The sequence below is a fragment of the Candidatus Oscillochloris fontis genome, from assembly GCF_004138135.1.
Classification (GTDB): Bacteria; Chloroflexota; Chloroflexia; order Chloroflexales; family Chloroflexaceae; genus Oscillochloris; species Oscillochloris fontis.
Map to the genome: position 1 here is coordinate 1 of NZ_RYFD01000071.1, position 13,638 is coordinate 13,638.

General features: G+C 58.7%; 12 protein-coding genes. 5 read left to right on the forward strand and 7 right to left on the reverse strand.

Annotated elements, in window-relative coordinates; translation table 11 throughout:
• The first annotated feature begins 282 nt into the window (after nt 1–282).
• The 4 genes from ppk1 to EKD03_RS17080 all read left to right on the forward strand — a co-directional run bounded on the left by ppk1 (nt 283) and on the right by EKD03_RS17080 (nt 5,068).
• Nucleotides 283–2,394 (forward strand): polyphosphate kinase 1, encoded by a 2,112-nt coding sequence (ppk1, locus tag EKD03_RS17065; protein WP_129633487.1) that lies wholly within the window; start codon nt 283–285, stop codon nt 2,392–2,394.
• Nucleotides 2,395–2,397: 3 nt separating this feature from the next.
• The gene (gene thpR / locus EKD03_RS17070; RefSeq protein WP_129633489.1) at nt 2,398–2,949 is read left to right on the forward strand and encodes an RNA 2',3'-cyclic phosphodiesterase; all 552 of its coding nucleotides are present in this window, start codon (nt 2,398–2,400) and stop codon (nt 2,947–2,949) included.
• Nucleotides 2,950–3,053: 104 nt separating this feature from the next.
• On the forward strand, nt 3,054–3,668 hold the full coding sequence (locus EKD03_RS17075) for a Uma2 family endonuclease (protein ID WP_129633491.1): 615 nt from the start codon (nt 3,054–3,056) through the stop codon (nt 3,666–3,668).
• Between the two features lie 2 nt (nt 3,669–3,670).
• Nucleotides 3,671–5,068: a peptidase MA family metallohydrolase gene (locus EKD03_RS17080; RefSeq protein ID WP_129633493.1), complete on the forward strand. Its 1,398-nt coding sequence runs from the start codon at nt 3,671–3,673 to the stop codon at nt 5,066–5,068.
• A 51-nt stretch (nt 5,069–5,119) separates the two neighbouring features.
• On the opposite strand, the gene glyA is transcribed toward EKD03_RS17080, so the two are convergent.
• The 6 genes from glyA to EKD03_RS17110 form a co-directional block, all read right to left on the reverse strand.
• The gene (glyA, locus tag EKD03_RS17085) at nt 5,120–6,373 is read right to left on the reverse strand and encodes a serine hydroxymethyltransferase (protein ID WP_129633496.1); all 1,254 of its coding nucleotides are present in this window, start codon (nt 6,371–6,373) and stop codon (nt 5,120–5,122) included.
• A gap of 24 nt (nt 6,374–6,397) precedes the next feature.
• Nucleotides 6,398–7,342, reverse strand: coding sequence for a D-2-hydroxyacid dehydrogenase (locus EKD03_RS17090; RefSeq protein ID WP_129633498.1), 945 nt, complete (start codon nt 7,340–7,342; stop codon nt 6,398–6,400).
• A gap of 4 nt (nt 7,343–7,346) precedes the next feature.
• The gene (locus tag EKD03_RS17095) at nt 7,347–8,078 is read right to left on the reverse strand and encodes a metal-dependent hydrolase (protein WP_129633500.1); all 732 of its coding nucleotides are present in this window, start codon (nt 8,076–8,078) and stop codon (nt 7,347–7,349) included.
• A gap of 86 nt (nt 8,079–8,164) precedes the next feature.
• Complete coding sequence (locus tag EKD03_RS17100; RefSeq protein ID WP_129633502.1) at nt 8,165–8,926, reverse strand: class I SAM-dependent methyltransferase; 762 nt, start codon at nt 8,924–8,926, stop codon at nt 8,165–8,167.
• 22 nt (nt 8,927–8,948) lie between these two features.
• Nucleotides 8,949–9,500 carry a YdcF family protein gene (locus tag EKD03_RS17105; protein ID WP_129633504.1) on the reverse strand — a complete coding sequence of 184 codons (552 nt, stop codon included), beginning with the start codon at nt 9,498–9,500 and terminating at the stop codon, nt 8,949–8,951.
• Nucleotides 9,497–12,589, reverse strand: a complete 3,093-nt coding sequence (locus EKD03_RS17110) for a GAF domain-containing protein (protein WP_129633506.1) — start codon at nt 12,587–12,589, stop codon at nt 9,497–9,499. Before EKD03_RS17110 ends, EKD03_RS17105 begins: the two co-directional genes overlap by 4 nt.
• A gap of 158 nt (nt 12,590–12,747) precedes the next feature.
• Here EKD03_RS17110 and EKD03_RS17115 point away from each other — a divergent pair, with 158 nt between their 5' ends.
• Nucleotides 12,748–13,158 carry a single-stranded DNA-binding protein gene (locus EKD03_RS17115; RefSeq protein WP_129633508.1) on the forward strand — a complete coding sequence of 137 codons (411 nt, stop codon included), beginning with the start codon at nt 12,748–12,750 and terminating at the stop codon, nt 13,156–13,158.
• An 84-nt stretch (nt 13,159–13,242) separates the two neighbouring features.
• Here EKD03_RS17115 and EKD03_RS17120 read toward each other — a convergent pair whose 3' ends face one another.
• A complete protein-coding gene (locus EKD03_RS17120; RefSeq protein ID WP_129633510.1) occupies nt 13,243–13,515 on the reverse strand; it encodes a hypothetical protein in 273 nt (90 codons plus the stop codon).
• Nucleotides 13,516–13,638: the final 123 nt, after the last annotated feature.

Below are 13,638 nucleotides of genomic sequence, written 5' to 3' on the forward strand. Positions count from 1 at the left end.
TTCTGGCTGAAGCCAGCGAGAAACCCGCCTAACCGCTCGGCTAAAGCGTGGCGGCTTGCGGCGGGTTCAATCGGTCAGTTCTGGTCTGGCGGCTTTGCCGCCAGACCAGAACTGACCGTCGCTTTGGGGACATTGCCCACGCCCTAAGGTACGTAACAAAACATCTTGATTCTTACCGCTCGCATCCGGTATACTGAGATGCATCGTTATATCGCATAACACACACGTGGCGCATCCCATAGTAGCCTGATGCGGGTGTCCGCTGGAAAATGGCAGCATTCTATGATCGCCCAGGAGATAACGCCCGTTGATGTGGGAGAGGCACCATTGACGGTATCACCTACCTATCTCAACCGTGAACTGAGTTGGATCGAGTTTAATCGGCGCGTTTTTGGTGAGGCACTTGATCAGCGCAACCCGTTGTTGGAGCGGGTCAAGTTTTTGGCTATCTTCGCCTCCAACTTCGATGAGTTCTTCATGATCCGTGTCAGCGGGATTATGCAGCAGATCAGTGCCGGGGTACAGAAGCAATCACCCGATGGCCTCACGCCTACTGAGCAACTCAAGGCGATTCGTAAAACCCTGCTGCCACTGATCGAGCAGGAACGGGAACTCCTGTTTACCGATCTATTGCCAAGTTTGACCGAGCAGGGGATTCGGCTGCTCGATATGGCCGATCTCAATCCACCGCAACGTGCTTGGGCCGATGAATACTTCCAGCGCCAGATCTTCCCTGTGCTGACCCCGCTGGCCTTCGATAGTAGCCGCCCCTTTCCCTTCATCTCTAATCTGAGCCTGAACCTCGCGGTGATGATCCATGATCCGCAGAAGGGTGAACTCTTCGCCCGCGTGAAGGTGCCAGAGGTACTACCGCGCCTGATTGCCCTTCCTCCTGAACTGAGTAACCCAGAACAACATGCGCTGACTAGGCGCAACCACTGTTTCGTCTGGATTGAACAACTCATCGCCGCGAATTTGGCGATGCTCTTCCCCGGCATGGATGTGGTGCTCTCGGCCCCCTTCCGCATCACCCGCAACGCCGATATGGAGATTGAGGAGGATGAAGCCGATGATCTGCTCTCCAGTATTGAACAGGGGGTACGCCAGCGCCGCTTCGGTGAGGTAGTGCGGATGACGGTGGATACGGCCATGCCGGAGCGGATCAGTAATCTGCTGCTCACCAACCTGAAGATTGGCCCAAAAGAACTCTATGCGGTGCGTGGCCCCTTGGGTCTCGCCGATCTGATGGAGTTGACCAAAATTGATCGCCCCGACCTCAAAGATCCGCCCCACATGCCCACACTGCCGGTGGTGTTGCGCGGCGGCGGCGATATGTTCGATACCATCCGCCAGGGTGATGTGCTGCTCCACCATCCCTATCACTCCTTCTCGCCGGTGATTGACTTTATTCAGTCGGCAGCGGATGATCCCCAGGTCTTGGCAATTAAGCAGACGCTCTATCGCGTCGGGAGTAATTCTCCCATTGTGAAGGCGCTGATGCACGCCCGTGAACAGGGTAAGCAGGTGACGGCGGTAGTCGAACTGAAGGCGCGCTTCGACGAAGAGAATAATATCATCTGGGCCAAGGCGTTGGAACGCGCTGGGGTACATGTGGTCTACGGTCTGCTGGGCCTCAAGGTTCACGCTAAATTGGCGTTGGTGGTGCGCCAAGAGCAGGACGGGATTCGTTGCTATACCCACCTGGGTACCGGGAACTATAACGCCGGTACCGCCCGCGTCTATACCGACCTGGGCCTGTTTACTTGCCGCCCCGACATTACCGCTGATGTGGTTGATCTCTTTAACTTCCTAACCGCCTACAGTCGTCAATCTACCTACCGGGCGCTGCTGGTTGCCCCGGTGACGCTGCGCCAACGCCTGATGCGATTGGTGCGATCTGAGATCCGCCGCCAACAGGAGTATGGCGATGGGCGGATCGTCTTTAAGGTGAATGCGTTTGTCGATCACCAGTTCATTGATCTGCTCTATGAAGCCTCCCAGGCAGGGGTGCAGATTGATCTGATTGTGCGCGGGATGTGTTCGCTCCGCCCTGGTCTCCCCGGTCTAAGTGAACATATCCGGGTACGCAGCATCATTGGACCATTCCTCGAACATAGCCGTATCTACTACTTCGCGAATGGCGGGGATCCCATCCTCTACCTGGGGAGTGCCGATATGATGGAGCGTAACCTGGATCGCCGTGTGGAAGAACTCTATCCACTCGAAGACCCATCCCTGATCGCCTATGTCCACGATATGTTGCTGACGAACTATTTGACCGATAATGTCCGTGCCCACCTGCTACAGCCCGATGGCAGTTATGTGCGCCTCAAACCCGGTGATGGGCCGCGTGCAGATAGCCAAGTGCCGAGCCGGATGATCCCTGAGAGTTAAACGATGCGTCTCTTTATTGCCCTCGATCTGCCCAGCCCGGTACGCGCCACGCTGGCGGCAACGCAAACTCGGCTGCGCCGCAGTGACCTAGCGGTGCGCTGGGCTGCCGTCGAGGGGATGCACCTCACGCTCCAGTTTCTTGGTGAGAGCGATCCATCCCTGGTGCCCGCGCTCCTGGCCGGGTTGGCGGCCATCCCTCCCCCCGCCTTCCACCTCCAACTCGCGGGGCTAGGTGTCTTCCCCACACCCCAGCGACCCCGCGTAGTGTGGGTCGGGCTGAACGGCGATCTTGCCGCACTCCACGATCTGCACGCGCAGGTGCTCGCCGCCACCCGCCCACTCGGTTTTCTTCCCGAAGCGCGCACCTTCGCCCCGCACCTGACGCTTGGCCGCGTGCGCCCGGAGCCGACCACGAGCCAACTCCAGGCCATAACCCACGCTATCCATAGCGTCGCCCCTCCGGCACCACTGGACTGGGATGTTGCGTCACCCCAACTCTTCCATAGCCAATCCACTCCCCAGGGGATGGTTTATCATGTTCTAGGCTCATTGTGAACTTCTGAGAAGTTCATCAACGTCCTTGGGGCTACACCCCAAATCCTAATTGTTGGTAGTGTTTGGCGGCGAAGCCGCCCCCGAATTCCCACCGGAGGCACGCAATGACCGCACAACCCAAACACTTCATGAGCGAAGAGGAATATAGCGCCTTTGAGATGAGCAGCCCGCGCAAGCACGAATACTATCAGGGCGAGATCTTTGCGATGAGCGGGGGCGGCGAAGCGCATAATCTATTGGTCGGCAATGCGTATGCTGCCCTGCATACCCAATTGCGCCGCCGCCCATGTCGCGTCTACAATAGCGATCAACGCATCAAAATCCTCGCAACCGGGCTGCATACCTACCCTGATGTGACGATCATATGTGGCCAACCCCAATTTGTTGAAGCAGCACGCCTCACGCTTACTAATCCCAGCGTTATCATTGAGGTCTTATCGCCATCAACCGAGCGCTATGATCGCGGAATGAAGTTTCGGCACTACCGAGCTATTCCATCGCTCCAAGATTATATCCTTATTTCCCAAGACGATTATCGTATTGAACACTACATGCGCCAAGAAAACAATATATGGCACCTGCACGAAGCTATCGGATTAAGCGCACAGATTATGATTCAGTCTATTGAATGTCTTCTTACGCTTGCGGATGTGTATGAGAAGGTAGAACTCGCCCCCGACACAACCGGCATACCCCGCGAACCACCCTCAGAAGAGTAACTATGATTCTGCGCCGTTTTTGCTGGCTCCTACTCCTGATCGTCCTCTGCATACCCCACCCGGTCGCCGCCCAGACCGAGTGGCGTGAGCGCATGACGCGGGCGTTCAGTATTCTCTACGTGGCGGGCGAGGAGGCCGAGGCGGAGCGTTATGCAGGTTTTGTGGACACGATCTATGATGACATGAGCAGCATCTTTGCCTACCGCGCCCCCCCACCGCTGAGCCTACGCCTCTACCCGACCAGCGCCGAGTATGAGCGGGTCAATCCGGCGGCGCGTAGTGTGCCGGGGATTGTGGCGCATGCCGACTTCCGGCGGCGTGAGTTGGTGGTGATTGTCGAGCGCACCCGCCAACAGAGCGAGGAGCAGGTGCGCAACAATGTGCGTCACGAACTGACCCATATCATTGCCGCAGATCTGAGTGAAGGTCGGCTGAATGTGGGCTTTCAGGAGGGCATTGCGCAGTATCTAGAGCGACCCACCGCCGAGTTGGCGGCCAAGGTGGCGACGTTGCAGATGGCCGAAGATCAGGGGCGGCTGTTACCGTGGAGGAGCTTCGACGACCGCGAGGTGATCTATGGCGATCCGCAGATCTCCTACCCCCAAACCTTAGCCGTCGTGGCGTTTTTGGTAGATCGTGACGGGTTGGCGCACCTGCGGCAGTTTCTCAGCCTCAGCGCACAGAGTTCAGGCTACCGCTCGGCACTCGAACGCGCCTACGGGATGGCCGCCAGCGATCTGGAGGCAGAGTGGCGCGCTTGGTTGCCCAGCTACTTCGCCGGGGGCTACCGGCTGAGTGCCTTGGATCGCTATGATCTGAGCCTCGCCCGCGAGTTGGTGGCGCAGGGCAACTATGCCGCCGCGCAGAGCGAGTTGGATCGGGCCACCGAGTGGATCGCCCGCCAGCGCGAGACCCAGCCGGAGGAGGTGATCCGTGAGGCTGCGCACCTCAAGCAGCATGCCGAGGAGGGGCTGCGCGCCACCCAACTGGCCGAAGAGGCCCGCAACGCCATCGGGAGTGGCGAGTATGAACGTGGGCTGGAACGGATCGAGCAGGCCCGCCGCATCTTCGCCCTCCTGGGCGACACGCACCAAGACGCGGTGCTCGCCTCCTACAGCCAGCGCGCTCAGCGGGGCATGGCGGCCAGCATACAGTTGAGCCAGGCCAGCGAACTCGTGCGCCGCTTCCAACTGAGCCAGGCGCGCAGCCTGCTCGATCTGGCCGCCCAGGAGTTCGCCACGCTCGGCAACCAGAGCCAACTCACCACCGCACTGGCCCTACGCCAGGATCTGGATGTGCGCCAACGGATTGCCGGGATTGTATTACTTACCTTGGGTGTACTGGGGGTGCTGGGGAGCCTCGTCGGGCGTTTCTTCCAACGTCCCGACGAGGTATGGTAACGACGCCCGACGCCCGTCGCGTCGCCCGTAGCGACGCAATATTTTGCGTCGCTACGCCCGCACCATATCGGCGGGGACGGGGAAACTGCGGCACATCTCGGCCACCTCGGCGGCAATGCGCTCCTGGCGTGCGGTGTCGCCGACGTTCGCCAGCACCTCGACAATCCACGCCGCGATGCGGGCCATTTCGGCCTCGCCCATACCCCGCGTGGTGACGGCGGGCGTACCGATGCGGATGCCGCTGGTGCGCATGGGTGGCTGGGGATCATCGGGGATGGCGTTCTTGTTGACGGTGATCCCGGCGTGATCAAGTGCCTTTTGCGCCTGCGCCCCGGTGATGCCCATCGCGGTCAGGTTGGCCAACATCAGGTGGTTGTCGGTGCCGCCACTGATCAACTCCACCCCGCCCTTCGTTAGCCCCTCGGCCAGCGCCTTGGCGTTGCGGCGGATCTGCGCCGCGTACTGCTTAAACTCTGGGCGCAACGCTTCGCCAAAGGCGACGGCCTTCCCGGCGATGACGTGCATCAGCGGGCCACCCTGGTTGCCAGGGAAGACGCTGCTGTTGATCTGCTTGGCGAATGGCTCGTCCATCATAATCAGGCCACCGCGTGGCCCGCGTAGCGTCTTGTGGGTGGTGGTGGTGACAATGTGGGCATGCCCAACCGGCGAGGGATGCTCGCCCGCCGCTACCAACCCGGCAATGTGGGCAATGTCGGCCATCAGCAAAGCCCCGACCTCATCGGCAATCTGGCGCATGCGCGCAAAGTCAATAATGCGCGGGTAGGCACTCGCCCCCGACGTGATCAGCTTGGGGCGCGCCGCCCGCGCCTTGGCCGCAAGGTCATCATAGTCAATCTGGCCGGTGGTCATGTCTACGCCGTAGAACTGGATGTTGTACCACTTGCCACTAAAATTGACCGGGCTACCGTGGGTTAGGTGGCCGCCATGGTCGAGGCGCATACCCAGGATGGTATCGCCGGGCTGGAGCAGCGCGGTAAAGACGGCGATGTTGGCCTGGGCACCGCTATGCGGCTGCACATTGGCCGCCTGGGCACCAAAGAGCTGCAACACGCGGTCAATCGCCAACTGCTCAACCTGATCCACAAACTCGCAGCCGCCATAGTAGCGCTTACCGGGCAGACCCTCGGCATACTTATTGGTCAGCACCGAACCCTGCGCCTCCATGATCGAGAGGCTGACATAGTTCTCACTGGCAATCAGTTCCAGACCTTCGCGCTGGCGCGTGGCCTCGCGCTCGATCATCGCGGCAACATCCGGGTCGGTCATCCGCAGGTAGTCCAACATGAGTATTCCCTTCTGCAATCGTTGTTAGTAGCCAGCCGTCTTATCCACCACATTCAGCAGCGGCTGATCAGTGGCGAAGCGGTTGAGGTTTTCCAGAAAGAGCGCGATCTGACGCTCGCGCATGCGGGGCGAGAAGGCCGTAATGTGCGGGGTGAGCGTGACATTCGGCAAACTCCAGAGCGGGTTATCGTTGGGAAGCGGTTCTTCCACAAAGGTATCGAGGGCCGCCCCACTGATCCGGCCTTCACGCAGCGCGGCGATCAGGGCTGGCTCATCCATCACAGCCCCACGGGCGATATTGATCAGATAGGCGCTCGGCTTCATGGCCGCCAACGCCGCCGCATCAAACATCCCACGGGTCGCAGGGGTGAGCGGCGTCGCCATCACCACATAGTCGGCTTCCGGCAACAGATCGCGCCAGCCATCGCTACCGACCACCTGCGCCACCCCCGGCATCGGGCGGGGGGAACGGCGGCTGCCATAGATGCGCATCCCAAACGCAGCGGCGCGCTCGGCAATCGCCTGACCAATCCCGCCAATCCCGATGATCAGCAGGGTGGCCCCGTACAACTCGGCCAATGCGGGCGGATCAACCCAGCGCTGCTCGGCCTGGGCGGTGCGCAACATCGCCATCTGCTTGGCGTGGGCCAGCATAAAACCCAGCGTAAACTCGGCGATGGGGATGGCATGCACCCCGGCGCTATTCGTCACTGTGATCGGGCGTGCCAAGACACTCGGCGTCAACACATGATCCACCCCGGCACTCGGCGTCTGCAACCAGCGCAGGTTGGGGATGTGGGCGAGCAGCGGCTCCAGGCTCGGCTCGTTATACCACCAGCGATAGTAGGCCAGCGCCTCGGCCAGATCAGTGGGCAAACCAACCTTGCGATCAAACCAGATCGGCGCGGCCCACACGGGCAGCTTTGGCTCCAACAGATCACGGATTGCAGTCGGGACAATAATCTTCATAGAATTAACACACCGATTCACCTGGTTTCAGCGCGATCACCTCGGTCGTACCACCAAACTCCTCGATGGCCGCCACCAACGCTGCGGGAGTGCCACTCAGGATGGGGAAGGTACCATAATGGCCAGGGATGGCATACTTCGCCCCAATCAGCTTGAGCGCATACCCCGCCTGACGCGGGTCCATGGTGAAGTGATCGCCAATCGGCAGAATAACCAGTTCAGGCGCATAGAGATCGCGCACGATCTGCATATCCATGGTGACACTCGTATCGCCGGTATGGTAGAGCGTAAATCCATTACTCATACGGATCACAAAGCCTGCGGCTGTCCCCAGGCCAATCAAGTGCCCATTCTCGGTGATCGAACTCGAATGGTGCGCATTGGTCATCGTGACGCGCATATCGGCCACATGCACCGTCCCGCCCTTATTGAAGCCCACGAGTTGATCGTCGGGAATGCCCTTGCCAGCCAAATAGGAGACCAGATCAAACTGACAGACCACCAGTGCGCCGGTATCTTGCGCCAACTGCACCAGATCATTAATATGATCAAAGTGGCCGTGCGTGACCAAAATCGCCGCCAAATTGTGGCGCAGACTACTCTTGAGCGCCTCAGGGCAAGCCGGATTGCCATCAAGCCATGCATCAATCAACACCCCGCGCCCTTCAGGCGTCGTCAGGTGGAAGGTGCCATGCCCGGCCCAAGTGATGGTAGTTGCTTTTCCAAGGACTGTCATGTCTGGCCTCCTTGAATCATATCCCAACGACAGTTACGCCCTGCTGAGGACGCGGCTAGTATAGCATATAGGAAAGAGGTGGAAGGCTACGTGGGCACCCCACACACATGCACAACCCGTGCCGCATCCGGGGGCGCGGGCTGCCAGGTGGGGGTATAGCGCGCCAGGATCTGCATCCCCGCCGCCTCAACTGCCGCCTGCACCTCCGCATCGCACCAAGCACGCTCGGTATGCACCTCTTCGCCACGCCACCAGCGATCAACCTCGCGCACAAACCAAACAATCTGCCCCTTGGCCAAACGTGTGCGCGCATTGTAGTTCAAGCGATTGTAGACCAGCATATCGGACGAGTCATAGACCACCTGATCGGTATCATCCCAGGAAGCAAACTCATACTCCGTATTCAGGTCGAAGACAAACTGGCCACCGGGGCGCAACAGATTGGCCACACTGGCACAGACCAACCCCAGATCAGCGGGGCCAGTGAGGTAGTTGAGGCTATCGTAGAGGCATGTCACCAGATCGAAACTCGCCGGGTGGAGCAATTGCCGCACGGCGGAGCGGGCCAGCATGCGGCGCATATCGGCATGCACCCAGCGTACCGCCAGCCCCAGATCCCGTGCGCGCGCACGGGCAATCCGCAGCATCGCCGCCGAGCGATCCAGGCCCACCACCTGGGCACCAGCCTGCGCGAGGATCAGCGCAGCCCCACCAGTGCCACAGGCCAGATCGAGTACGCGCTGGGGCCGAGTGGGCAACGCAGCCAGAATATGGGTCACCAGGTGCTGGGAGAAACCAGCTTGACCAATCATGTCGTAGATCGGCGCGTAGGAGGTATAGATGTTCAATGGATGCCTGATGTCTACCATATCAGAGACGCAAAAGCGCATAACGCCAATATGCAAGACTCGCCCATAACGTCGCGAAGAGATCCGAGTCGAGCGCCGGTTCAGGCGAGCCATAGGCGCGCAAGCCCATATCGTGGGCAACCTTAAGCGCCAGCAGTTGGTCGGCGGGCAAACTGGCCACCAAGAGACTCTGGATCTCCTGGCGCTGGATCATCTGCAACCCAGCAATCAGGCTGGTCTGATCACCAACATCGAGCAGCGCCTCAGCAGGTATGCCTCGCCCAATCAGATCGGCCCGCGCCCGCACATGGCCGGGGCCAGTGATGGCGATCTGGGCACCATAGCCGCGCCGATAGAGATCGAGGCAATGCTCGATCAACATCGAAGGTGGCAGTTCGGGCGCGATCAACAGCAACAGATCCGCATTGCGCGTCTCATCACGCTGGGCCTGCGTCCCAATCGCCGCTGAAGTCACCCCCAACAGAATCAACACCACAAGTGCCAACAACAACGCCAACCGCCCCACCTGCTGCGCAACCACCCGCCAATGGCGCTGCTGACCCAACCATTTCATGACGACACCGTTATGGATGTATTGACACTCGTAACCGCTGGATTTGAATATTGGAACGAGGCAACCAACTGACGCAAACGTCCGGCATCCACCGGCTTGGCCACCAACGCATCCACCCCGCGCTGACGCGCCACATCGGCACTAATCTGCTCCCCCCAACCCGTAATCATAATCGTGATGAGCTGCGGCTGCAATGCCCGTGCCCGCACCACCAGATCCCACCCCGACATCTCTGGCATCCCCAGATCACTACAGAGCAGATCGAACTTCTGGGTATGTAGGAGATCAAGTGCCTGCGATCCCGTCTCCACTTCCACCACCGTATGGCCCACCCGCCGCAAGATCTGCGCAATCACCCGGCGCACAGCAGGATCATCTTCTACCACCAAAATCGTGATCGGCTGCACCTTACTCGGCAGTAGGCTAGGAACCACAACCGGACGCTGCTGCACACTCAGCCGCCGCATTGGCAGGCGAATAAGGAAGGTCGTCCCCTTCCCCACCTCACTCTCAATCTGGATCGTCCCCTGATGGCGCTGTACAATCCCATAGACCATCGCCAAGCCCATGCCAGTACCGTGAGCACCCTTCGTCGAGAAGAAGGGGTCAAACGCCCGTTGGCGCACCTCTGGGGTCATCCCAGTACCCGTATCCGAAACCTCAAGCAGTGCAATGGGCGGATCGGCCTGGATCTGCTCGGTACGCAAAAAGAGATCGCCGCCTTGAGGCATCGCATCGAGCGCATTGAGGATAAGGTTCATCACCATCTCACGCAGTGCCGGGCCATCACCAACCATGGGAGGCAGATCGCCAAGTTGCTGGATCACCCGTAAGCGAATACCATTACTCTGCATCGCATCACGCCAACGCGGGCGAGTCATCGCCAGACTCTCGATCACCACCGTATCCAGCACCACCTCTTCATCAGGCATTGAACGTTGCGTATGCGAAAAGTTCTGGAGCCGCCGTACCGTGATTGAACCATCGCGGGCGGCATGTTCGATGATCCGCAAACCCTCGATTATACGCTCATCGCGGGCACCATCGAGCAACAATTGGGCATGGCCCAAGATACTGGTGAGCAAATTATTGAAGTCGTGGGCCAGACCACTCGCGAGTTCCCCCAACGCACGCAGACGTTCACTATGCAGCAACTGTTCTTGGGTACGCCGCAACTCCTCATAGCGATGAATATTGGCCAACGTCACCGCGACCTGCCCGGCCAGGATTTCCACCAAATAGGCATCGTGCTGATTGAAGCTGCCCGTAATATGGCTCTCGATATCAATAATACCGAGGATTGCGCTACCATGCCGGATCGCAACGATCAGTTCAGAGCGCGTATCCGCCAGCGTTGGGGTGGAGGCATACTCCGGCTCACGGCTGACATCGTTCACCAACAGCGTAGTTCCCAAGCGCGCCACCCGCCCAGTCAGCCCACGCTCGACGCTATAGCGGCAATGTTCACCAAACTCGGCCACATTGTTCACCATCCCGCGCGCCGAGCGGAGATCGAGCATCGTGCCATCCACCAAAGCGAGCACCACCTGATAATATCCAAAGGTACGATGCAGCAGATCAGCGACACTATCGAGCAATTGTTGCGGATCAGTCAGCGTACTAAGGCTACCGCTCATCTGGTGCAGTACCTGGATCTGGCTAACCCGAATCTGAGCCTCGCGGAAGAGATTCGCATTATTGATCGCGACGGCCAGATGATCGCCAAACATCTGGGCCACCTGCACATCATCCTCACTAAAGGCGTTAGGCAGCCACTTATCAATCGTCAGCACCCCAATAATGGTGTTGTTGATCAACAATGGCACCCCGATCCAGGAGCGCGGATGCGGATTTTCTGGGAAGATCTGCCAATCGGGCAACCCCGCAACATCAGGGAGGTAGATAGTACGGTTCTCGTGGGCTTTGATCCAATCTGGTGAACCCGGCCCACTCGACAGCACCACCCGTTGGCGTCGATCAAAGCGATAGCCGCGCCCAGCCACCAACCACGCATACTGGCCTTCGTGAACCAGAAAGACACCACTCGAATCATATTTAACGAAGCGCGCCAACTGATCAAGCACGAAATCCGGAACGCGATCTTGGTCGAGCATCGCATTACATGCATTTGCCAGTTGGTGCAGTGCTTCACTGAGCGCACTCGCCCGCTGCTCGGCACTGATCAAGCGCTCACTCACCATCAGCAAGGCGATCTGGTCGGCAGCAAAACGCAGCAGATCACACTCAGCCCGCCGCCAGTAACGATCTGGACGCATGGAGCGTACCATCAGCCACGCAATCGCCTCGCCTTGCTCCTCAACCGCCACGATCAGATCACTATCCACGTCACTCTGATGATTCTGGAGCAGATCCGGTTCCCAATGAAACGTCCCTGGTGCCCCCGCCCACCAGATCACCACCGGAGCCATACTCTCCCGCGTGATCAATACACACAGATCCGCCTCCAGCGTAACCCCCAGTTTGGCCAGGATACGCTCATAGAGCACCGTATGGCTACCCAGTAAGGCACTTGACTGGCTCACCAAACTGCTCAGTTGCTCACGGGTATGAGCATAGCGCAATGCTTCAGCACTCGCGGCATTGGCAATCGCAATCGCGGCATGGCTGGCAAAAATCTCGACGATCTGGCACACCTCGGAACTGAAGAGGTTGGCATTGGATTGACGTGAAAGATTGATCACCCCTAGCGTATGGTTATGAATACGTAGAGGTAAAATAAACATCACTTTTTGACGTTCAATTGGAATTTGTTTATAGCGCGGATCGCTACTAGGATCGAGGAGTTGCAGAGGTTGACGATGCTGAATGACCCACCCCACCAAACCTTCATCAACCCGAAAGCTAATTTGGCGGATTAACTGCGGTTCAAGCCCATATGAAGCGGCGATGCTCAACTGCTCGCCACTATCATCGAGTAGCATAATGGTAATCAGTTCAGCCCCACTCAGATCGCGCACCGCGTTGATCACCCGGCTGAGAACCTCATTCAGATCGAGGGATTCACAAACCAGCCGACTCAGATCAAGCAGCGCAGCCATAGCGGTAGGCTGTTCTAGAAGGTCACCCATTGACGATGTATCCTAGATTGATTGATTGGATGATGGTTGCATTATACGAAGGCAAAAGGTAAAAGGCAAAATATCAACTTCGTAACCTTTGCTGGTGCTTGAACGGTACAGATAGCGAAGGGGTACAACGAGGTGTAGACAACAAGAGGAGGACGCATATGTTAGCCATCAAGGGGACGCTCAATCGGGTCGAGTTGATCGGCCATCTAGGTGCCGATCCAGAGATGCGCTTTCTCTCCAACGGGAAGGCGGTGTGTCGCTTCAACCTAGCCACCAAGCGCATCAGCGGGAAGAACGAGCAGGGGGATCGCAACTACGAGACGGAGTGGACCCAGATCGAGGCGTGGGAGCAACTGGCCGAGCAGTGCAATAGTTACCTCCACAAAGGGCGGCGCGTCCTGATTTCGGGGAGCCTGCGCACCGACAGTTGGGCCGACAAGGAGAGTGGCCAAGCGCGCTACCGCACCTACGTGCGCGCCCGTGAGGTACTCTTCCTCGACCCGCGCTCAGACCAACCCAACGCGCCCGCCGAGGTTGGAGGACAGGAGGAGGAGGATCTGCCGTTCTAGTGAGTTCCCGATCTTCCGGGAAGCCCAATCATATCCCCCTAGCTTCCGGGAAGCTTGAAGCTTTCCGGAAGCTCAGATCAGATTTTACATCCCCAACGCCCCGCCGATCTCACGTGCCAACTCATTGGCGCGATCCAACAGATCTAGATCGTGGCGATCCACCTGAGTCACTAAGTGACCATTGCGATCATAGACCCGCCCCGCCAACGTCAGCGTGCCCACAATCTGATCCCCATCATCGAAGAGCAGGTAGCCACCAGGAGTCACTCGCATCCCAATCGCCTCGCCGCGCCGATTGGTCAATTCACCATTCTCGCAAACGCTGGCCCCGCGTAGTCGGATGAGTTTCCACTGCATGACTGACCTCTTTCATTGTGGTGTTTGCATTTATGTCATCTGTACCGTATCCGTTCACGCCCCCCCAGCAGGCAGTAATTGTGGGGCAGGCTGATTCGCCCAATACGCCGTAACCGCAGCGAT